Source organism: Urbifossiella limnaea, assembly GCF_007747215.1.
In the GTDB taxonomy this organism is placed as follows: Bacteria; Planctomycetota; Planctomycetia; order Gemmatales; family Gemmataceae; genus Urbifossiella; species Urbifossiella limnaea.
This window is the reverse complement of sequence record NZ_CP036273.1, coordinates 7,201,086-7,221,799: the sequence shown is the minus strand read 5'-3', so window position 1 is coordinate 7,221,799 and position 20,714 is coordinate 7,201,086. Positions and strand designations below refer to the sequence as shown.

The 20,714-nt window shown below is 72.3% G+C and carries 14 protein-coding genes and 1 pseudogene; 6 read left to right on the top strand and 9 right to left on the bottom strand.

All coding sequences use genetic code 11. The features are described from left to right. Window positions 1-631: 631 nt before the first annotated feature. The 3 genes from ETAA1_RS29090 to ETAA1_RS29080 form a co-directional block, all read right to left on the bottom strand. A complete protein-coding gene (locus ETAA1_RS29090; RefSeq protein WP_202920498.1) occupies window positions 632-2,422 on the bottom strand; it encodes an arylsulfatase in 1,791 nt (596 codons plus the stop codon). Window positions 2,423-2,790: 368 nt separating this feature from the next. After that, a complete protein-coding gene (locus ETAA1_RS29085) occupies window positions 2,791-3,234 on the bottom strand; it encodes a hypothetical protein (RefSeq protein ID WP_145244118.1) in 444 nt (147 codons plus the stop codon). 78 nt (window positions 3,235-3,312) lie between these two features. Next, a complete protein-coding gene (locus tag ETAA1_RS29080) occupies window positions 3,313-4,848 on the bottom strand; it encodes an arylsulfatase (RefSeq protein ID WP_390621257.1) in 1,536 nt (511 codons plus the stop codon). A gap of 448 nt (window positions 4,849-5,296) precedes the next feature. On the opposite strand from ETAA1_RS29080, the gene ETAA1_RS29075 reads away from it, so the two are divergent. Further along, window positions 5,297-6,220, top strand: a complete 924-nt coding sequence (locus ETAA1_RS29075; RefSeq protein WP_145244117.1) for a helix-turn-helix domain-containing protein — start codon at window positions 5,297-5,299, stop codon at window positions 6,218-6,220. 35 nt (window positions 6,221-6,255) lie between these two features. Here the strand turns inward: ETAA1_RS29075 and ETAA1_RS29070 are convergent, their stop codons facing one another. Then, a complete protein-coding gene (locus ETAA1_RS29070; protein ID WP_145244116.1) occupies window positions 6,256-7,719 on the bottom strand; it encodes a carbohydrate porin in 1,464 nt (487 codons plus the stop codon). 211 nt (window positions 7,720-7,930) lie between these two features. On the opposite strand from ETAA1_RS29070, the gene ETAA1_RS29065 reads away from it, so the two are divergent. The 4 genes from ETAA1_RS29065 to ETAA1_RS29050 all read left to right on the top strand — a co-directional run bounded on the left by ETAA1_RS29065 (window position 7,931) and on the right by ETAA1_RS29050 (window position 12,880). Then, entirely contained in the window at window positions 7,931-9,277 is a 1,347-nt protein-coding gene (locus ETAA1_RS29065) for an OmpP1/FadL family transporter (protein ID WP_145244115.1), read from the top strand. An 80-nt stretch (window positions 9,278-9,357) separates the two neighbouring features. Further along, window positions 9,358-10,677 (top strand): OprO/OprP family phosphate-selective porin, encoded by a 1,320-nt coding sequence (locus ETAA1_RS29060; RefSeq protein WP_145244114.1) that lies wholly within the window; start codon window positions 9,358-9,360, stop codon window positions 10,675-10,677. A gap of 1,040 nt (window positions 10,678-11,717) precedes the next feature. Next, window positions 11,718-11,831 (top strand): hypothetical protein, encoded by a 114-nt coding sequence (locus ETAA1_RS33985; protein ID WP_145244113.1) that lies wholly within the window; start codon window positions 11,718-11,720, stop codon window positions 11,829-11,831. Continuing rightward, window positions 11,828-12,880 carry a Gfo/Idh/MocA family protein gene (locus tag ETAA1_RS29050; protein WP_145244112.1) on the top strand — a complete coding sequence of 351 codons (1,053 nt, stop codon included), beginning with the start codon at window positions 11,828-11,830 and terminating at the stop codon, window positions 12,878-12,880. The genes ETAA1_RS33985 and ETAA1_RS29050 overlap by 4 nt, the downstream gene beginning before the upstream one ends. A 112-nt stretch (window positions 12,881-12,992) precedes the next feature. Here the strand turns inward: ETAA1_RS29050 and ETAA1_RS33980 are convergent. Next, window positions 12,993-13,193, bottom strand: a pseudogene (locus ETAA1_RS33980) (DUF1501 domain-containing protein); the annotation flags it as partial. 197 nt (window positions 13,194-13,390) lie between these two features. Next, window positions 13,391-13,825, bottom strand: coding sequence for a hypothetical protein (locus tag ETAA1_RS29040; RefSeq protein ID WP_145244111.1), 435 nt, complete (start codon window positions 13,823-13,825; stop codon window positions 13,391-13,393). 361 nt (window positions 13,826-14,186) lie between these two features. Here ETAA1_RS29040 and ETAA1_RS29035 point away from each other — a divergent pair, with 361 nt between their 5' ends. After that, window positions 14,187-16,397 (top strand): beta strand repeat-containing protein, encoded by a 2,211-nt coding sequence (locus tag ETAA1_RS29035; RefSeq protein ID WP_145244110.1) that lies wholly within the window; start codon window positions 14,187-14,189, stop codon window positions 16,395-16,397. Between the two features lie 28 nt (window positions 16,398-16,425). Here the strand turns inward: ETAA1_RS29035 and ETAA1_RS29030 are convergent, their stop codons facing one another. From ETAA1_RS29030 to ETAA1_RS29020, 3 genes are all read right to left on the bottom strand, one after another. Further along, window positions 16,426-17,823: a hypothetical protein gene (locus ETAA1_RS29030; protein ID WP_145244109.1), complete on the bottom strand. Its 1,398-nt coding sequence runs from the start codon at window positions 17,821-17,823 to the stop codon at window positions 16,426-16,428. Between the two features lie 158 nt (window positions 17,824-17,981). Further along, complete coding sequence (locus ETAA1_RS29025; protein WP_202920497.1) at window positions 17,982-19,460, bottom strand: glycerol-3-phosphate dehydrogenase/oxidase; 1,479 nt, start codon at window positions 19,458-19,460, stop codon at window positions 17,982-17,984. 392 nt (window positions 19,461-19,852) lie between these two features. Beyond that, window positions 19,853-20,548: a TIGR02466 family protein gene (locus tag ETAA1_RS29020; protein ID WP_202920496.1), complete on the bottom strand. Its 696-nt coding sequence runs from the start codon at window positions 20,546-20,548 to the stop codon at window positions 19,853-19,855. Between the last annotated feature and the right edge of the window lie 166 nt (window positions 20,549-20,714).

The window sequence follows — 20,714 nt, the reverse complement described above, 5'->3', positions numbered from 1 at the left end:
ACGAACCCGGCGACGTAGTCGATAGTCGGCTGGTTGATGGCCGCGCCGGTGGGGTCGGGGGCGAACGCGGCGCCGGTCCCCTTCGCGACCGTGTACGGGGCGACGGCGTCGATCACCTTCTGTTGGAGGCGGAGCAACTCGGGCGTCGGGCGGACCACGATCCCGGCCAGGCCCAGCTCCTGGAACGGGATGTCGTAGTATCCCGTCGCCCGGAGCTCCAGCGCGGTCGGGTTCTCGTCCGCGGCGACCTTCGCCACGGCGGAGTAGACCTTCTCCAGGTCGGCGGTGCGGACGTACCGCTGGACGATGGTGACGTGCGGGGCGTGGTCGGCGTCGAGGGCGAAGCCCTTCGGGAAGTCGCCGCGGAGTCGGGCGTTCGCCGCGCCGGCCCGGTCCGCCATGACCGCGTCCGGGTCGAGGAGCACGTCGATCGCCGTCACCCCGGCGTCTGCCGGCGGCTGGGCCGGCACGACCGGCGCGAGGCCCGCCAGCAGACAGGCAGCCCCCAGCATCGCGGCCAATAGCGATCGCATTGCCTGCTCCCGCAGAGATGTGAACCGATCACTCACGTTGTACGACGGGGCGCCCGGCCGGTCGTGCGACCGGCCGGGCGCCCCCGAGCATTACGGCGTCACCGGCTCCCGTGGCCTTCCGACAGGCGGCGCATCACGTCGTCGAGGTTGAAGCTCGCGGCCTTCTGCCGCTGCGGGTAGTCGCGGAACGTCATCAGAAACTTGCCGATGTAGTCCTGCGCCGGGACCAGCAGGAACACATGGTCCATCAGCCAGTCGTAGTAGGTGTTCGAGGTGATGTCGGCCCGCTCGTACGGGTCGAGCCGGAGGTTGAAAATCTTCGGCACCCGCAGCATCACGAACGGCTCGGCCCAGATGCGTAGCGTTCCCTGCACCCGCTGCTCCATGAACACGATCTTCCACTGGTGGTACCGCAGGCCGGTGACCTGCTGGTCGTCGTTGCAGTAGATGAACGACTCGCGCGGGCTCTTCGGCACCTGCCCGGTCAGGTACGGGACGAGGTTGTACCCGTCGAGGTGGACCTTGTACGTCCGGTCCCCGACCCGCAGCCCCGCCAGCAGCTTCTGGGTGATCTGGTCGTCGCCGGCCATCGCCGCGAACGTCGGCAGCCAGTCGAGGTGCGCGACCATCTCGTTGGACACGCTCCCCGGGCGGATCCGGCCGGGCCACCGGACCATGCACGGCACCCGGTAGGCGCCCTCCCAGTTCGAGTTCTTCTCGTTCCGGAACGGGGTCATGGCGCCGTCCGGCCACGAGTTCATATGCGGGCCGTTGTCGGTGCCGTACATCACGAACGTGTTGTCCGACACCCCGGCGTCCTCCAGCGCCTTGAGGACGGTGCCGACGTTCTTGTCGTGGTCGATCATCGCGTCGATGTACGCGCTCATCCCCGGGCCGGACTGGCCACGGCTCTCCGGCTTGACGTGGGTGCGCAGGTGCATGTGGGTAAAGTTCACCCACACGAAGAACGGCTTGCCCGCCTTCGCCTGCCGCTGAATGAACTCGGCCGACCGGGCGGCCACGTCGTCGTCGATCGTCTCCATCCGCTTCTTGGTCAGCGGGCCGGTGTCCTTGATGACCTGCTTGCCGACCTTGCCGAACCGCGGGTCCACGGTCGGGTCGTCCTTGTCGCTGGCCTTGGTGTCGAGCACCCCGCGCGGGCCGTACCGGGCGCGGAACGCCGGGTCGCGCGGGTAGTCCGGCAGCTCGGGCTCCTCCTCCGCGTTCAGGTGGTACAGGTTGCCGTAGAACTCGTCGAACCCGTGGACGGTGGGGAGGAACTCGTTCCGGTCGCCGAGGTGGTTCTTGCCGAACTGCCCGGTCGCGTACCCGAGCATCTGGAGGATGATCGCGATGGTCGGGTCTTCGGCCTGGAGGCCGAGGGTGGCGCCGGGGAGGCCGACCTTGGTGAGCCCGGTGCGGAGCCCGTGCTGGCCGGTGATGAACGACGCCCGGCCGGCGGTGCAGCTCTGCTCGGCGTAGTAGTCGGTGAAGATCATGCCCTCGCGGGCGATCCGGTCGATGTTCGGGGTGCGGTAGCCCATCAGCCCCATCGTGTAGGCGCTGACGTTCGACTGCCCGACGTCGTCGCCCCAGATGACGCAGATGTTCGGCTTCTTCCCGTCCTTCTGCGCCTGGGCCACGACCTGCTGGTTGTGGATGGCGACCGCGGCGGCGACAGGGTCGGCCGGGGCACAATCGACGGGACCGGCGGCGGGGCCGGGCCGCGCCGCGGGCGCGCGGAGCGGCACCGCGACGGGCTGCTCGGCAGGCTCGGCGGCGACCGTGCGGGCGAACGGGAGGCTGAGGCGGTCGGCCCCGGCCGCCCACCCGAGTGTGGCCGCGAGGGCGACGAACGCCCCCGCGACGAGGTTGGAGCGAGTCATCATGTTGTGTCCCGTGGAGACATGTGGGGCGGCGGTGCGAGCGCGTCCCACGGTCTGCCATACGTGCAAGACCGGTAACTCCCAAAGTCAAACCAGTCGACTATCCACAATCGGCAAACGGCTGGGGTAAGCGACCCACACCGATTTCGAGCACCTCGCCACGTTCGTTACCCGCGAGGGCTGGCCGGGCTCGCACGCCGGCGGGCTCGGGCGGCTCTCATTGGTTCCAGGGACGGAGACACCCCGTCCGTGGAAGCACTGAGTCGTCTGGAAGAAATACTGTTGGAACGATTCGTTCGGGTCGGCCGCGGCGGGAGTCTCTGGCCCGACGACACTTGCGACTACCAGCCGCGGATCTACCCGCTCTGGTATCAATTTGCCCGCGGCGGGTGTGTCGGTGGCGGCGCCCGGAAGCCGACGGCGGCGAAGTAGCCGACGGTGTAGATCACCACGGTGGCGTCGACCGCGAACGGAACCCAGAACCCGCTCACGAACGGCTCGCCGGCGTTGGACAGCACGAGCCACACCATGAACGCCTTTTCCAGCGCGCTGTAGAGCAGGATCGGGACGCGCCAGGCCGGGACCACGGCGGCGAGCATCATGGCCGCGCCCATGAGGCCGACCATGATCCCCCAGTGCTGGACGATGACCGTGTAGTCCCGCAGGTAGGGCAACTTCGCCACGTTGGGCATGGCCCACGCGGGGGCGACGGCGTAGAGCCCGACCAGCGCCGTCCCGGCCCCCGTGAGCAGGAAGAACGGGCGGACGGTTCGGACGAAGAATTGCCCGATCGGCCCGACGGGTGTGGCACTCATCGTGGGAGTCGGTTCGGGTGAGGGTCAACGGGGGAGCGGCCCGGCGGGTGTTCTCCGCCGGGCCGCTCGCGGGACGGGTCAGTTCCGCGGCGTCGCCGGCGCCTCGAGGCGGCGCATCAGCTCCTGGACGCGGATCGAGTTGTAGTTGATCCCCGCGGCGTTCAGGCTGCTCCCCTCCTGGCGGGGGAACTTGTCGTAGTCGGCGAAGAAGTCGCGGATGACCCCCTGGATGGGGACGAAGATCCACATGTTGTCGGCGTACCAGCGGAGGTACCCCATCTCGCCGTGCTTCCACATCATCTCGTACGGGTCGGCCCGGAGGTTGATGATGAGCGGCCAGTTCGACACCTGCCGCACCCCGGTCGCGATGTTCCCCTGGAAGGTGGCGAAGTGGACCTTCCAGTTGCGGTAGCGGACCGCGTTCAGCTCGCCGCCCTGGCCGAAGTACAGGTACTCGTTCCGGGGGCTCCGCGCCTCCCGCCCCTGGAAGAATGGTAACCAGTTGTACCCGTCCAAATGGACCTTAAAGTCTTTCCCGTTGGCTCGGTGGCCGGTCTTCAACTTCTCCTTGACGTCCGGCTCGCCGGCCGCGGCCAGGAACGTCGGGAGCCAGTCGTTGTGGGCGATCGGGTCGATGATCTTGCTCCCCGCCTTGAGCACCCCGGGCCACCGGACCAGCAGCGGCACCCGGTGCCCGCCCTCCCAGGTGGTCCCCTTCTCGCCGAAGAACGGCGTGATCCCGCCGTCCGGCCACGACCCCGACTCGGCCCCGTTGTCGGTCGAGTACATCACGATGGTGTTGTCGGCGATCCCCAGGTCGTCGAGCTTCTTGAGCAGCTGGCCGACGTGGCCGTCGTGCTCGACCATGCCGTCCGGGTACAGGCCGATGCCGGTCTTCCCCTCGCTCTCCTTCTTCAGCCGCGTCCACACGTGCATGCGGGTGCTGTTGTGCCACAGGAAGAACGGCTTCTGGGCCTTCACCGCCCGGTCCATGAAGTCGAGGCTGGACGCCAGCATCTCCTCGTCGATCGTCTCCATCCGCTTGCGGTTGAGCGGCCCGGTGTCCTTGATCTCGCCGCCGGCGGTGGACTTGATCACGCCGCGCGGGCCGAACTTCTTGCGGAACTCGGGGTCCTTCGGGTAGTAGTACGTCTCGGGCTCTTCCTCGGCGTTCAGGTGGTACAGGTTGCCGAAGAACTCGCCGAACCCGTGGGCGGTCGGGAGGTGGCTGTCCTGGTCGCCGAGGTGGTTCTTCCCGAACTGCGCGGTCAGGTAGCCGTGGTTCAGCAGCAGGTCGGCGATCGTCGGCGCCCAGGGCGGGATGCCGTGGGTGCTGCCGGGCATGCCGATGGTGAGCATGCCGGTGCGGAACGGGTGCTGGCCGAGGAGGAACGCGGCCCGGCCGGCGGTGCACGACTGCTCGCCGTAGGCGTCGGTGAACAGCGCGCCCTCGCGGGCGATGCGGTCGATGTTCGGCGTCTGGTAGCCCATGATGCCGTGGTTGTACGCCGAGATGTTGTGCACCCCGATGTCGTCGCCCCAGATCACGAGGATGTTCGGCTTCTTCCCGTCCTTCTGCGCCTGGGCCGTCACCTGCTGGTTGTGCGCCAGCAGCGCCGCCGCCTCGGCCGGGCTCACGTTGGGGGCACGGCCCCCGCCGACGTCGCAGCAGGCCGGCGCGCCCGGCGTCGCGCGGGCGACGCTCGGCGTGGGGAGCGGGACCGACACTTCCGGGGCCGCGGCGACCGGCCGCAGCTCGAACTTGCCCGACGCCGCCGCCCACCCGAGGGCGCTGCCGAGCGCGACCAGCGCCAGGCTACCGAGGTACGATCTCTTCACAGCTGCGACCTCACGCGGGAAAGGGGATGACAACACGCCCGACCGGATTGGCTGAATCTTATCCAGCCCAGTAGGGTAATTGTGTTCGGACACCGGTGCAAGCAGCGGGTGGGTGGGTTATCCAAAAACGGCAAGTGTTGCAGAAGAACGGATGAAGTCCGGTTGATGTGTTGGTGATGCGGACGACGGCCGGCCACGAACCCTCCTCGGGAGGACACGCGCGATGGCGGTTCGCTCCAGGCTGACGAGCTTCGAGCAGGTGCCCATGTGCTTCGCGGGGTGGGACGGGACCATCGAGCAGGTCACGTGCGGGCGCTTCGAGGGGTCGCTCCAGGTGGTGCGGAGCCGTGCGGTGCGGGTCATCCGCATCACCGGCACGCAGAGCCTCCGCCTCCGCGGACAGGAGAACGGCACCATCGTCTCGCTCACCCCCGTGCTCCCGGGCAACGCCGCCGGGGTGTGGCACGGGCAGCGACTGGACCCCGGGCAGGTGGTCGTCCGCGGCCCCGACGCGGGCATCGATCACCGGTCGGCGCGGACGTCCGAGTACCTCAACGTCTCGGTGCCCGTGGCCGCGCTGGAGGCCGCGACGCGCGCGATCGGCGGCCCCGACCCGCTCCCCGCCCTGCGGGCGTGGGCCGTGCTCACGCCGCGCCCCGACGACTACCGCGCGCTGGGACTGGCGACGGACCGGTTGCTCGGCGCGACCGGCGACTGGCCGGTCCTCAGCGACCCCGAGGCCGGGCAGTTCGAACAGGAGTACCTGCGGCTGGTCGCCCGGGCGCTCGGCACCGGGGAGGAGGCCGGGCGTAGCCCGACGCTCCCGGCCCGGCTGAGCCTGCTGAGCCGGGCCGAGGAGTTGATGCGCGGCAGCCTCCGGAGCCCGCTCGGCGTCCTCGACCTGTGTGCCGCGCTCGGCGCGAGCGACCGCACCCTGCGGCTCGTCTTCAAGGAGCAGTACGGGTGCGGCCCGATGACCTTCTACCGGCGGCTCCGGCTGAACGCGGTCCGCACCCGGCTCGCGGCGGACGCGGGCGTGCCGGTCGCCGCGGCGGCACGGGAGTACGGGTTCACGCACCTCGGGAACTTCGCCGCCGACTACCGCCGCCACTTCGGCGAGCGGCCGTCGGAGACCGGGCGGGGGTGACGGGCCGCGAGCGCCCGCCCCCGCCGTCGGCGAGGTCAGAAGTCGAGCTTCAGCCGGAAGCCGCCGATGTACGCCATGTCAGCGATCGCCCCGGCCTCGGGCTTCACGATCTGGAAGTCGGGGGTGAGGCTCATCCAGGGGGTGACCCGCACGTTGTAGAACACTTCGAGCCCGTACCCGTCGCGCGGGCCGAAGGCCGCCCGCGGCCGCGGGCCGAATTCCTGGCTCAGCCCGGTGTAGTAGAAGCCGACGCCGAACTGGTCGCCCTGGCGGTGGCGGATCGGGCTGTACCCGCCGACCCCGGCGCTGAGGAAGTAGCGGATCGGGGTCGGGTTCCCGTCGCTGATCGACGCCCGCCCGAACAGCCCCCACCCGCGCTTCGTGTCCTCGGAGTACACCTGCACGTACTGGTCGAACCCGTAGTAGACCGTGTACGAGTCGTTGAGGGTGGGCGACCCGCCGACCGCCTGGTACGGGTAGACGCCCGGCGGCGGCTCGTTGAACGCCAGGTTCGTCAGCGCCAGGTGCTTCCAGATGCCGCCGACGTGCTGCTCGCCCGGGAGTTCGAAGAAGTTCGTCTTCAGTTTCACCTCGGTGCCGACGATGACGCCCGTCGAGAACAGGTCGTCGAACCGGAAGAAGTCCTTGGTCCGGTTCTGCGGGTCGTACACGTACGCGGACACGGCCCCCCACTCCTGCGGGCTGACCACGCCGGCGGTGAACCCGGTGTACGGGAGGGCGAGCAGGAACGCCGGGTTGGCGATGAACGCCTGGTTCATGAACTGGACGGTGCCGTTGCCGCCGGCGAAGTCGTCCTGGTCGGCCGCCCCGATCACGTTCTTCTTCCCCGCGAACACCACGAAGTTCGGCGAGAAGGGCTGGGTCACGAAGAAGTCGGTGAGCATCGGCACGCCCGGGTCGTTCGGGACGGGCGGCAGGGCGGCGGGGAAGACCGCCGGCGGGAACGCCCCGGTGTTCAGGCTCACGTTCCCGTACTGGCCCCACCAGTTTTGGGCGCGAACGGTGAGGGTTCCCTTCGGCAGCCCGCCGAACTTCTCCAGGTCGAACAGCAACTCGTAGTCGCCCCGGCCGGTGTACGCGCTCGTATCCCCCTGCCCGAGCAGCGGCGGGACGCGCGGCGAGTTAATCCCCCCGCCGAGGCCGAACCCGAACTGGGTGACGCTGGCGTTGAACTGGACGCCGTGGTCCCGGAGGTTGGGCCGCAGCCCGCCCCAGTCGCCGGTCAGCGTCGGGCGGGTCCAGAGGTCGTGCCCGCGCAGGTCGCACGTCGGACAGGCGGCCGCTCCGCCGGTCGGGAGTGGGGCGACGCCCTCGGCCGGGCGGATGGTCGGGTAGAGCCCGTTCAGGCCGGGCGGGGCGTCCCCGGGGGCCGGCTGGACCGCGGGGACCGGTGGCACGTCGGCCGGTGCCTGGGCTCGGGCCGCCGGGGCGACCCCCAGCAGTGCGGCGCACGCCGCCAAAAACGCTCGCCGTGACATCACGCACTCCGTTGCGGGTCGTTCGAGTGCCGCCATCCTGGCGACCACCTTCTTCTCAATCGCCCGCATGAGGTCGGATTCGGGACCGGAACAGACGGGAACGTGATTGCCGCTTTTGGATGATCCGCTCCCTTCGTGGTACAGCCTGCTCAAGTGGCGTAATTCACCCAACCGATATTCCTGCTGTGATCCCACTGTTCGGGAGAGGGCTATGACACGAACGTGCCGGCTCGGGCTCGGCGTTGCGGTACTCCTCGCGGCCGCCCCCGCCACGGCGAACGCTCAGCCGGGCGTGTACCTGCCCGGCGCGGGAGCGACGCACGCCGGCATGGCCGGCGTCTCGACCGCGACGCCGATCGACGCCATCGGGGCGCTGTACTGGAACCCCGCCGCCATCGGCCGGCTCGGGCGGAACGAGGCCTCGATCGGGGGCGCGTTCGTGTACCCCGAGATCTACGTCTCGTCGAGCCGCCCGGCCCCGCTCCAGGGCACCGTCCTGTCCGGCCGCACCCGGAGCGACAACGGCTTCCCCCTGATCCCGACCCTCGGGGTCGTGTCCAAGCTGGACGAGGAGAGCCCCCTGACCTTCGGGACCGGGCTCATCGCCCTCGGCGGCGGCGGGGTCAACTTCCCCGGGGACGCGAACAACCCGATCCTCTCGCCGACCGGCCCGTTCGGCCAGGTCGTCCTCGGCCCGACGTTCGCGAACATGCAACTGCTGCAGCTCACCCCGACCGTGTCGTACCAGGTCACCGACCGGCTGGTCGTCGGCGTCGGCCCGACGGTGGACATCACGTTCGTGTCGTTCGACCCGGCCTACTTCGCCCCGCCGAACCAGATCCCCGGGCAGCCGAACACGTTCCTGGCGGCGACGGACTCCCGGCCGTTCTGGGGCGGCGGCGTCCGGGCGGGTCTGGTCTACTCGGTCACCGACGCCCTCGACGTCGGCTTCGGGTACACCAGCCCGCAGTGGCTGGAGACGTGGAAGTTCAACACCCGCGACAACCTCGGGAACGCGCAGACGCTGTCGCTCAAGGCGAGCCTGCCGGCGATCTACTCGTGGGGCGTGGCGTGGCGGGGGATCGACCGGCTGACGCTGGGGGTGGACATGCGGTACTTCGACTACGCGAACACGGACCTGTTCGGCACCCCGACCAGCGAGGGCGGACTGGGGTGGGAGAGCGCCTTCGCCGCGGCCGTCGGCGGCAACTACCAGCTCACCGACCGCGTCGCCGTCCGCGCCGGGTACCAGTACAACACGAACCCGCTCGAGAACACCCGCGCCCTGTTCAACCTCCAGTCGCCGGCGATCATCCAGCACACGATCAGCGTCGGGACGACCATGAACCTGACCGAGGCGATGGCGCTGTCCGTCGGCTACGCCTACGGGTTCCAGAACGAAATCAACGGCGTGGTCGACCGGATCCCGAACACGAACGTCGGCCTCGAGGCGTCGAGCCACTCCCTGCTGTTCAACCTCCAGATCAAGTTCGGCGGCGCGTGGGGCGGGGCCGCGGCCTGCCCGCCGGCCGGCGAGGCGGTCGTGGCGGCGCCGTGACGCGACCAGGCGTTGACCGCCCGGTCGGACCGGGTTATTCCCCGGGGTCGGTGCCGACCCGCTGATCCCGCGAGGGCCCCATGACCCGTGCGGCGCTGCACGCACTGCTCGCCGTCCTGACCGGGGTTGGGACGGTTCGCGCGGAGCCACCGCCCGAGCCGCCCGCGAGCCCCGTCGCCGCGAGACCGCCCGAGGCCGAAGACCCGCCGGCGGCGGACCGACTCGCCGGGCTGCTCGACCTCAAGCCGACGATCCAGATGCGGGGCCGGGTCGAGGCCGACGCGGTCCTCGCGTCGCAGTCGGAGCAGAGCAAGGCGACGCTCGGCGACCTGATGAACGGCTACGGCTTCCGCCGCGTCCGGCTCGGGGCGCAGGGGACCGTCGGCGACTCCACGAGCTGGGTCTCGGAGGTCGAGTTGGCCGGGGGAAACGTCCGCCTGCGCGACGTGTTCGTGGGGCTGGACGCGATCCCGGGGGTGCGCCAGGTCCGCATCGGGCACTTCCGCGAGCCGTACAGCCTCGAAGGGATGACCAGCTCGAACTTCATCACGTTCCTGGAGCGCGCCCCGCAGAACGTCCTCGCCCCCGCGCGGAACTGGGGCGTGTGCGGCTTCTGGTGGCCGGACGACGAGCGGGTGCTGTTCTCGGTCGGCGCCTTCCGGGACGGCACCCCGAGCAACGGGCAGAGCCTCGGCGACGACGGCAACTGGGCGGTCACCACGCGGCTGACCGGCCTCCCCGTGTACGAACCGGACGAGGACGCTTTCCGGCTGGTCCACCTGGGCGGCGCGTTCTCACAGCGGGTGCCGCCGAACGGGGTCATCAACTTCACCCCGCGGACCGGGTCGAACCTCCTGTCGGTGGACGACAACCCGGGGTCGCCGTTCCTCGCCCCCGTGGACATCCCGGCGAATGGGTACCAGCTGTACAACCTCCAGGCCGCCGGCGTGTGGGGGTCGTTCTCGGCGCAGGCCGAGTGGTCGGCGGCCGGGGTGCAGCAGACGGACGCGGGGTCGGTGTTCGTGCACGGGAGCTACCTCGCGGTAAGCTACTTCACGACCGGCGAACATCGGGGCTACAACCGGACCCGCGGCTCGTTCGACCAGGTGGGGGTCCGGCGGCCGCTGATCCGGTCGCGGACCGACCCGCGCGGCGGGTGGGGTGCTGTGGAGTTGGTCGCGCGGTTCGCGTACCTCGACTTCACCTCCCCGAACCTCCCCCCCGACGCCAACGGGTTCCCGGCTGCCACCCGCCTCTACGAGTTCACCACGGGGGCGAACTGGTACCTGAACAGCTACACCCGGGTGATGCTGAACTACACCGCCGGGATCCCGTACCCGGTCGGCGCCCCGTCGACGGTCGCCCACATCTTCGGCGTCCGGTACGCGCTGTTCTTCTGACCACGACCGGGCGGGCACCCACGGGGCGTGCGAATGAATCGCACCGTGAACGAGATCATCCGCGACTGCCTCGTCGAAACGCACGAGTGCCTCGCACAACTGGACCCAGGCCGATCGCTGAGAAGACGGCTACCCGGCGGAGGTCAGCCCGCCGGAATCTTGTCGTCCCGGTTTCGCGTGCCGGGTTGCTTTCCGGATTGGCGCGAACCGGGACAAGAGTTCCGCTCTCGTTCGCATGACACACTACACCTGTCCCGGTTGTCCCGGTGACTGGAACAGAGGGGTGGTGTGGGAATACTGTGATGCGGCCGCGTGGCGCCGACGAACGCGTTCCCTGTCTTCACTCCGACCAGTAACCGGCAAAATTGTGGTGGAGAGGACAGCCTGCCACTGAGGCCAGAAAGGTACCACGGCATTCCGCGGAATGCCGTGGAGCATCCAGAAATCCTAGGAAATCCACGCAACGGTTCTGGCACCGTGCAAGACGTGTAGGTAGTATCAAAGTCCTGGAAAACGCAGGCGTTCGGAGCGTTTTCGGGGGCAATTGCAGTCTTCCTTTTAAGCGGGTGGTTGTGGGTTCGACTCCCGCCCGACCCACTGCGAATAGCGCCGGAATTCTTGGATCAACGGCCACGAAAATCGGTCTGGCTCCGGCCCCGGAGTACAGTTCGATTCGGTCCGCGGACCGGAAGCACCCGGTGGCGCTGCCGTGGCCCGTCCCCGCAACCCCGTCCCGACCTCCGGCACGCACCCGTCGAGCGACTCCGCCCGCTGATCGGTCGGCGGGGAGTGGGTCTCCCGCGCCCCGTGGGATTCTACCGAGTGTGCCTCGAAGCCTATCCCGTTCGTGGACCCCCTCGCCGGCGCGTCCCCAACCGTCGCGTCGCCCGCGGGGGATGACGCCCCCGTGCTCGACCCTTCCATCGCCGACACCCACCCCCATAAGTTAAGGAGCTACAGCCGGGCACCCGCGTGAAGGTCCATGACGCCGGCTGGCTGGCCGGTCGGCGGACGATGGGGCTTCGAGTTTCGACAGTAGCATGATCCGCGGCGAACCGATCGGCTTCGTGCTCGACCGGGTTCGCACGGGTTGGGAGGACGGCATCCCGGGAATGAAGCCGGGTGGCGTCCGCGTACCGAGAGGCCCGCCATGACCCGCACCGTCACCCGCCGTACCGTCGTCGCCGCCGGGGCCGCGCTCGTCGCCGGCCGCGCCGCCGGCCAGCCCGCCCCGCCGCGGATCAAGGTCGGCCAGATCGGCGTCGGCCACGCCCACGCCACCAAGCTCGCCGCCTACCGGGCGTCGCCGGACTACGAGGTGGTCGGCGTCGTCGAGCCGGACGAGGAACTCCGGACGCGGGCCGCGGACCAGCCGGCGTACCGCGGGCTCCGCTGGCTGACCCGCGACCAGCTGCTCGGCACGGCGGGGCTGCAAGCCGTGCTCGTCGAGACCCGCGTCCGCGACCTGCTCGGCCACGCCGAGGCCTGCGTCGCGGCGGGAATGCACGTCCACATCGACAAGCCGGCCGGCGAGTCGCTCGCCCACCTCGCCCGCGTCCTCGCCGTCGCCCGACAGAAGAAGTTGCTCGTGCAGCTGGGCTACATGTACCGCTACAACCCGGCGGTCGTGCTGCTCCGCGACTTCCTGCGGAAGGGCTGGCTCGGCGACGTGTTCGAGGTGCACGCGGTGATGAGCAAGGTCGTGGACCCGGCCGGGCGCCGCGAGCTGGCCGCGTACCCCGGCGGCATGATGTTCGAGCTCGGCTGCCACGTACTCGACCTCGTCGTCGGCGTGCTCGGCAAGCCGGCGGCGGTGGCGCCGTTCAACACGCGCACGGGGGCCGACGGCCTGCTCGACAACACGCTGGCGGTACTGTCGTACCCGCGGGCGACGGCGACGGTGCGGTCGACCGCGCTGGAGGTCGAGGGCGGCGACCGGCGCCACCTCGTGGTGTGCGGCACCGCGGGGACGTTCCACGTCCAGCCGCTCGACAACCCGGCCGCACGGGTGGCGCTGTCCCGCGACCGGGACGGGTACAGGAAGGGGACGCAGGCGGTGACGTTCCCGCGGTACACCCGGTACGTCGCCGACGCGGCCGACATGGCCCGGGTGATCCGCGGCGAGAAGCCGACCGACTTCCCGCCGGCCCACGACCTCGCGGTGCAGGACACGCTGCTGAAGGCGAGCGGCCTGCCGGGCTAGTGCCCCGGGTCGGACGTCCGGCGAAACCTTGCACTCCGGGAGCGCCGGGCGGGCGGATCAGCGTGAGGTCGTCCACCACGCCGGCCGTGTGCGGGATCAGCTCGGACAGCTCGATGCCGCCGCGGCCGTGCCGGCGGAACGCGAACGGGCTGCCGGCTAGCGGAAAGCCCGGCTGGTCGCGCGTCATCGCCGTGGTCCGCTGGTCGCCGCGGACCGACGGCGGGATCTCGCGGCCGTGCATCTCGGCCAGCTTCGGCTTCGGGTCGAACAGGTCCGTCTGGCTCGGGCCGCCGGACTGGAACAGGTAGATCACCCGCCGCGCCCGGGCGGGGTTGTGCGGCCCCGGGTACGCGCCGCCGTCGCGGCCGAGCAGCCCGGCCGCGGCTAGCCCCCGGAGGAACGTCCCGCTCCGGGCGAACTAGTCCCGGCTCGTCAGCGCCAGCGCGGGCGCCATCGGCTACTCCAGGGTGATCGGTTCGTCGAGGTTGAGGAGCAGGTGCGCCGCGACCGTCAGGGCGGCGAGCTCGGCCGGGTCGGCGCCCGCGGGAGGTTCCCGTCGTCGCGGTCGCGCTCGAACGCCTCCCAGGCCGCGAGCGACTCGGTCCGTGCCGACCACACTACCCCGACCGCGAGCCCGCTCACGCCGTTGCCCGCCGGCAGCCCGACGGCCTCGGCCGGGATTTCGAGCCGCACCCACGCGCCGGCCGGCGGGAGCGGCCCGAGCCGGTGCCGGCCGGCCGACCCGTCCAGCCCGCGGGCGATTCGGTTCTCGCCCCAGAACGCCCGGTGCTCGGCGGTGTCGACGCGGAACTCGACGAGGAGTTCGGCGGGCGGCGCGGCCGGGTCGAGGACGACGTTCACGACCAGCACGTCGCCCCGCGCGACCGCCTGCGGTGGCGAGGCGTCGTCGAACGCCAGCCACGCCTCGCCGCTCGCGGCGGTCACGCGGGCCGCCCGGGGCCGGCCGGGGCCGGGGCGAGGTCCGGCCGTGCCAGCATTTCCCAGGCTGACGCTCCCCAAGTATCCTAGTCTCCAGGTGAGGGGTGTGGGCCCCGAGGGGGAGCACCCTCAACGTCTCCGCCGTCAGCGGATTCTGACCCCTCCGGGTCACGCGGACGGCTCGTGGGACGTCAAGGAGTGGCTGGCAAGCTCTGCCGCCTGCGCCGGTCGCGCCGCCCGCCGCACCGCCGGTGCCGCGCAGTTCGACTCCACACAACCGGCGCCGACGGTCGATCCCACGCGGCAGGTTGGGGCACGGCACTTGCGGGTGTACGCCGCCCCGTCCGCCGACTTCCCCCGAGCTCGCATGACCCTGCGCACCCGCCTCGCCGTTGAGCCGCTCGACGCCCGCGTCGTCCCCGCCGTCGGCGGCCTCGACCCCACCTTCGGCACGGGCGGTGCCGCCACGGTCGTCGGCGTACCCGTCGCCGACATGGCCGTGCAGGCCGACGGCAAGGTCGTCACCGTCGGCACCGCCGGCGACAACATGGTCGTCACCCGGTTCAACGCCGACGGCACCCTCGACACCACGTTCAACGGCACCGGGCAGCGCGCCATCGACTTCGGCGGTATCGACATCGCCCAGGCCGTGGCCGTCGGCCCCGACGGCTCCGTCGTCGTCGCCGGCGGCGCCGACGGGCCGGGCGGCTCGGACTTCGCCATCGCCAAACTCACCCCCACCGGGCAACCCGACGCGACCTTCAACCCCGGCTCCGGCGGCCGACTCGTGCTCGACCTCGGCGGAACCGACTTCGCCCAGGCCGTCGCCGTCCGGCCAGACGGCCGCATCGTCGTCGCCGGCGGCGGCGGGGCCGGCGCCGACTTCGCCGCCGTCCGCCTCACCACCAGCGGAGGCCTCGACGGCACGTTCAACGGCGGCGGCATCCAGCTGATCGACCTCGGCGGTGCCGACGGGGCCTTCGCCGCGGCGCTGCAGGCCGACGGCAAGCTCGTCCTCGCCGGCACCGCGGGGTCCGACGTCGGCGTCGTCCGCCTCACCGCCCTCGGCACGCTCGACGGCGGGTTCGGCACCGGCGGCGCGGTCGTGATCGACGCCGGCGGGGCCGACGCCGGCAACGCCGTGGCCGTGCAGCCGGACGGCCGCATCGTCGTTGCCGGCAGCGACGGCACCGACCTGGTCGCGGTGCGGCTGCTGGCCACGAACGGCGGCTTCGACCCGTCGTTCGGCACCGCCGGCCGCGTCGTCCTCGGCCTCGGCGCCGCCACGTCCGCGAACGCCGTCGTCGTCCAGGCCGACGGCAAGGTCGTGCTCGTCGGCGACGCCAACTCCGACATCTTCGCGCTCCGCCTCGACGCCGCCGGCCGCCTCGACCCGGTGTTCGGCACGAGCGGCGCGACGCTGGTGGACCTGACCGCGTCCGACATCGGCTCGGCGGCGGGGCTGGCGCCCACGGGCGAACTCGTGATCGGCGGCGGGGCCGCCACCGACGGCGTGCTGGTGCAGCTGTTCACGGCGCCGGCCGGGCCGGGAAACACGCTCACCGTCACCGGGCAGGGCGGCGGACAGGCGCTGGTGTACACCGCCGACCCGGCGACCGGGGCGTTCGGCACCACGCCGACCGCGACCGTCGGGCCGCTCGGCGGCCTCGGCCTCCTCGGGCTCCGGGGCGCCAGCGGCGACGTGGACGGCGACGGCGTCCCCGACACGGTGCTCGTCAGCGGCCCCGGCACGGCGCTGCGGGTGGCCGTCGTCAGCGGCGCCACGGGGCAGCCGCTGGTGCAGCCGTTCGACCCGTTCGGCGGCGACTTCCAGGGCGGCGGGTACGTCGCCGCCGGCGACCTGGACGGCGACGGTCGGGCCGAGTTCGTGGTGACGCCGGACGAGGGCGGCGGCCCGCGCGTCACCGTGTTCAGCCTCGCCGTCGGGTCCGCGGCCGTGGGCGTGCGGGCGAACTTCTTTGGCATCGACGACGCCAACTTCCGCGGCGGCGCCCGCGCCGCGCTCGGCGACGTGAACGGCGACGGCACGCCCGACGTGGTGGTCGCGGCCGGGTTCGGCGGCGGGCCGCGCACCGCCATTTTCGGCGGCGCCAGCGTCCTGGCCGGCGGGCCGACGCGGCTCGTCGACGACTTCTTCGCCTTCCCCGGGTCCGACGCCGTGAACCTGCGCAACGGCAGCTTCGTGGCCGCCGGCGACGTGACCGGCGACGGGTTCGCCGACCTCGTGTTCGGCGGCGGCCCCGGCGGCGCCCCGCGGGTGTTCGTGCTGAGCGGGGCGCTGGTGAGTGTGGGTCAGGTGGACGCCGCGCAGGCGAGCCCGGTGGCGAACTTCTTCGTGGCCGGCGACGCCGACGACCGCGGCGGCGTGCGCGTGGCCGTGGCCGACGCCGACGGCGACGGCGTCGGCGACGTGGCGGTCGGCAGCGGCGCGGGCCGGCCGGCGCGGGTGCGGGTGTACTCGGGGGTGAGCCTCGGCGGCGGCGGCGAGCCGGCCGTGCTGCAAGACCTGGCGCCGTTCGGCGGCGCGTTCCTCACCGACGGCGTGTACGTCGGGTAGGGCGCGGCTCGTCGCCGCGCGTCCGCCGTCACGGCAGCGGCAGGTTCGACAGCCGGAACGGCACCGCCACCGGCACCACCCGCGGGCCGACGACCACGAGCCGCGCCGGCATCACGGGGTAACTCAGCTCCCACGCCACCGACTTCACCACGCCGTCGTCCGACACGCGCGGCGTCGGGCGCGTCGCCGCGGGCAACTCGCGGCCGGCGGCGTCCGTGGCGCGTACCGCGTACCCGGCGCCGACCGGCGTCGCCACGTCCGGCCACAGCGGCCCGTCCGGCTGCCGCCGCCGCAGCCGCTCCCACGGCGACGGCGCTTCGAGCTCCGCCGTCAGCCGCACGCCGCCGGGGTGCGTGTCCACGCCGCGCACGACCAGCCGGCCGCCGCCGCCGACGCCCACCCGGCCCGTGGCCACGTCCGTCAGCGCCGCCAGCTCCTCGCCCGCGGCGGCGACCTCGCCGAACACCTCGCCTTCGACCACGGTCAGCACCCGCGCGTCGGCCGAGCCCGGCCGCACCGGCACCGCGACCACCCGCGGGTTCGGCCGCGTCGCCGGCGGCTGGATTTCGACCGGCGGCAGCGGCGCGATCAGCACCCGCCCGGCGGCCGGCGGCTCGAACGCGAACACCGGCAGCGGCGGCGGCGCGGCGTCGTGCCCGCGGGCGCCCGCGCGGCCGGTGTCGTCCACGACGCGGGTCAGGCGCACGCCGGTGGTGCCCTCCCACTTCACGCCGGGGAGCGGCGTCACGTCGAGGTGCAGCGTGCGCTGCCCGTCGATCCGCCCGCCGGGGAAGCTCGGCGGCAGCGCCGTCACGCGGACGGCACCGGCGCGGACCGCGGGCAGCTCCGCGGAGCCGTCCACGAAGCGGACCGGCACGTCGGAGGGGCCGAGCGGCGGCGGCGGGGTGTAGTACGAACGGTTCCGCGCCTGCGGCGGCGGCGCGGGAATGCCCACCTCGGCGTCGATCGCCTCACGCAACCCCGCGGCGCGGGCGAAGGCCGCGACCGCCTCCCACGGCGGCACCGCGCCCGTGTCGCACGTCACCGGCCGCGTCACGTCGGCGACGCCGGCCAGCTGTACCTCGACGCCGGTGACGTCGCGCAACTTCCCGACGGCGTCGCGGAGCGGGGTGTTGTGGAGGCTCAGCCGAACGGGCGGGACCCGGAGGCGATTCGCGGAGTCGGCGGTGAGGCGGGCGCGGGCCAGCAGCGGCGCCGCGCGGCGGGCGACTTCGGGGTTGGGGCTCGCGGCGGCCGCTTCGAGTGCCGGCAGCGCCGCGGGGCCGAGGGCGGCGAGGGCGCGGGTGGCGGCCTCGCGCTCGGCGGGAACCGGGGCCGCGAGGCGGCGGGCCAGGTCGGCGGGGTCCGCCGCGGGGGCGACCGCTGCGATGCCGACCGCCCCGACCGCCGCCAGCCAGCGCCGCATGGTGTCGTCCCCGGGTGTGCGTCGATCGTACCCGCGGCGGCGGGCCGCGGTCCACGAGCGCGGCGTCGAATGGGGCGCGATTGGTGGCCGCGGGGCGCGACGGTTCGGGTTGTGCCGGTCGGGCGGGATGGGAAGTGTGGGCGAGCCGCTTCCGGCGCTCATGCCTCGCGAAGAAGTGCCTCCACGCGCGGCCGCATCGCCGCGGTCGCGGCCGCGTTCAGCGCCCCCGCCCGGAGCCGGCGGAACAGCACGTCGTCGGCCGTGCGCGCCATCTCGTGCCGCGCCGCCCACAGCACCTCGCCCGCCCGATAAGGCAAGTCCGGGTGCAGCCGTTCGCGCAGCGCCGCGTCCGACTCCACGATCGCCCGCACGGCCGACGCATCGCTCCCGTAGCCGCTGTACTCATCGGTCGCGTCCACGTCCGCGGCGCCGTGCAAGCGCAGCTCCGCGGTTGGGCACGGGCGCGGCGGCAGGTTCGCCAGCCGGGCCGCCACGTCGACGCACTCCTCGGCCATCGCCCGGTACGTCGTCCACTTCCCGCCGGTGATTGTCACCAGCCCCGGCTGGTCGGTGCGGATGACGTGGTCCCGCGACAGCCCCGCCGTGCTCGCCGCGTCGCCCTTCACCAGCGGCCGCACCCCGGCGAACGTCGCCAGTACGTCGGCCCGCGTCGGCGGCGTGGCCAGGTAGCGGCCCGCCGTTTCCAGGATGAAATCGATCTCGGCGTCGCTCGCGGTCGGGTCGGTCGGCGCCGCCGGGATCGGCACGTCGGTGGTGCCCACGACCGTGTGGCCGTGCCACGGTATGGCGAACAGCACGCGGCCGTCGGGCGTTTCGGGGATCAGCAGCGCGTGGTCCGTCGGCAGGAAGCGCCGCGGCAGCACGACGTGGCTCCCCTGGCTGGCCGCGAGCAGCGGTGCCGTCGCGGGGTCGGCCAGCCGGCGCACCTCGTCGCAGAACGGGCCGGCCGCGTTCACCACCACCCGCGCCGCGGCCCTCACCTGGGTGCCCGTCTCGGCGTCGTGGAACATCAGCCCGCGGACGTGTCCCTGGTGCGACAGCAACTCCGTCACGGGGGCCTGGTTCAGCACCACGGCGCCGCGGTCGGCGGCGGTGCGGATCAGCGCGATGAGCAGCCGCGCGTCGTCGAACTGCCCGTCGTGATAGAGGACGCCGCCGCGCAAGCCGCCGGTCCGTACCGTGGGAAGGAGGCGGCTCACGCGGCCGGCCGACAGCAGCTTCGACCGGCCGAACCGCTCGCGGCCGGCGAGCAGGTCGTAGGCCGTCAGGCCGGCGCCGAACTTCAGCAGGTCGAGCCGGCGGTAGCACGGCAGCACGAACCGCAGGTCGTGGACGAGGTGCGGGGCGTTGCGGCGGAGGCGGCCGCGCTCGCGCAGCGCGCCGGTCACGAGGCCGAGGTTCCCCTGCCGCAGGTAGCGGACGCCGCCGTGAACCAGCTTCGTGCTGCGGCTCGACGTGCCGCTGCCGAAGTCGGCGCGCTCCAGCAGCAGAACGGAGTAGCCGCGGGCGGCGGCGTCCACGGCGACGCCCGCGCCGGTAGCCCCGCCGCCGACCACGACCACGTCCCAGGGGTCGCGGCGGTCGGCCGCGCGGGCGAGCATGTCGGCACGGGTCATGGGGGAAGTGTAGCCGCCGGCCGACGCTCAGGTGGGGTTCATTGTGTGCAGCGGACCCCCCCCGGGGGGCTGGCGGCCCGACACTTATTTCGGAGGAGCGATTTCCCTGGGTATTCTGAGGTTGGCGACAATCCTCTTCTCGCGGATGCGGATTGTCGGGATCACCGCCACCCCATCGAATCCTCCGGGAATCCTGGGGCCGGGCGGGCCGGGCGACCGAGCCACGACCCCAGCGTTTCCAGGTCCTCCAATAAGTGTCGGGCCGCCAGCCCGTCGGGGGAGAGGGTCGCGGCGGAGCACGCGGGGTGAGGGGGTTAACCACGTCGGACGGGGACCAACTCCACGCACCCATCCCGAGCAACCTGCGGGTCCGTCACCCGGAACACCCCCCGTCACGGCCGCAGGTTCGACGGCACGCCGCGGAGGAAGACGCGGGCGTTGAACGCGATCACCACCCGGTCGCGCGCCCCGGTGTACGGCAGCCCGCTGTGCCGCAGGTACGACGGGAACAGCACCAGCAGCCCGTCCGCCAGCGGGGCGTCGAGCTCCTCGATCTGGTGGGCGTTGCCGGCGTCGCGGTAGCCGAGCGAGAGGGGGGAGTAGAAGCGCGTGCCGCCGTTCGGGGCGCCGCCGTCGGCCGCGGCCCCGCTGTCGCCCACCTGCACGTAGTACACGCCGCACCACGAGCAGTTCGGGTGGACGTGGGCGTCGTGGAAGCCGCCGCCGTTGGTGACGTGGAACCAGCTCTCGACGACGGCGATCTCCAACTCCGCCGGCCGCACCCGGCCGCCCTCGGCGTGGCACACCGCCGCGGCGAGGCTCTGGCCGATGAAGCCCTTCAGCCGGTCGAGCGCGGGGTGGGCGTGGGTGAACAGGTCGAACCCGCTCTCGTAGAGCCCGTGCCCCGACTTCGCCCGCACCGCCACCCCGCTGGCGACGCGGCCGGCCTGCTCGGCGCGCCGCTGGGCCAGGAACTTCAGCAGCGCCGGCGCCTCGGCGTCGTGGTCGCGCCAGCGGCGGTGGAACAGGAGCGTCGGCCAGCACGCCTCCGCCGCGAGCTCGAACGGCGAACCCTCGGTCGGTGACACAACGCCCTCCCGTCGGCCATCAGCTCTATTCCACCGGTCGCGTGGTTGTACCGGGCGGCCCGTGGTCAGAATGAATAGTCGGAGAAATTACTGGCCTTCTCCGGCTCTTCACGCCGCCGCCACGCGACGCACACACCCCCGCGGACAACAGCACCCGACCCCGCCC

What these genes read in the sequence shown, in the direction of transcription:
- ETAA1_RS29090 (WP_202920498.1), bottom strand. Translation starts at nt 2,422, where the DNA reads ATGATGACTCGCTCCAACCTCGTCGCGGGGGCGTTCGTCGCCCTCGCG.
- ETAA1_RS29085 (WP_145244118.1), bottom strand. Translation starts at nt 3,234, where the DNA reads ATGAGTGCCACACCCGTCGGGCCGATCGGGCAATTCTTCGTCCGAACC.
- ETAA1_RS29075 (WP_145244117.1), top strand. Translation starts at nt 5,297, where the DNA reads ATGGCGGTTCGCTCCAGGCTGACGAGCTTCGAGCAGGTGCCCATGTGC.
- ETAA1_RS29070 (WP_145244116.1), bottom strand. Translation starts at nt 7,719, where the DNA reads ATGTCACGGCGAGCGTTTTTGGCGGCGTGCGCCGCACTGCTGGGGGTC.
- ETAA1_RS29065 (WP_145244115.1), top strand. Translation starts at nt 7,931, where the DNA reads ATGACACGAACGTGCCGGCTCGGGCTCGGCGTTGCGGTACTCCTCGCG.
- ETAA1_RS29060 (WP_145244114.1), top strand. Translation starts at nt 9,358, where the DNA reads ATGACCCGTGCGGCGCTGCACGCACTGCTCGCCGTCCTGACCGGGGTT.
- ETAA1_RS33985 (WP_145244113.1), top strand. Translation starts at nt 11,718, where the DNA reads ATGATCCGCGGCGAACCGATCGGCTTCGTGCTCGACCGGGTTCGCACG.
- ETAA1_RS29050 (WP_145244112.1), top strand. Translation starts at nt 11,828, where the DNA reads ATGACCCGCACCGTCACCCGCCGTACCGTCGTCGCCGCCGGGGCCGCG.
- ETAA1_RS29035 (WP_145244110.1), top strand. Translation starts at nt 14,187, where the DNA reads ATGACCCTGCGCACCCGCCTCGCCGTTGAGCCGCTCGACGCCCGCGTC.
- ETAA1_RS29030 (WP_145244109.1), bottom strand. Translation starts at nt 17,823, where the DNA reads ATGCGGCGCTGGCTGGCGGCGGTCGGGGCGGTCGGCATCGCAGCGGTC.
- ETAA1_RS29025 (WP_202920497.1), bottom strand. Translation starts at nt 19,460, where the DNA reads ATGACCCGTGCCGACATGCTCGCCCGCGCGGCCGACCGCCGCGACCCC.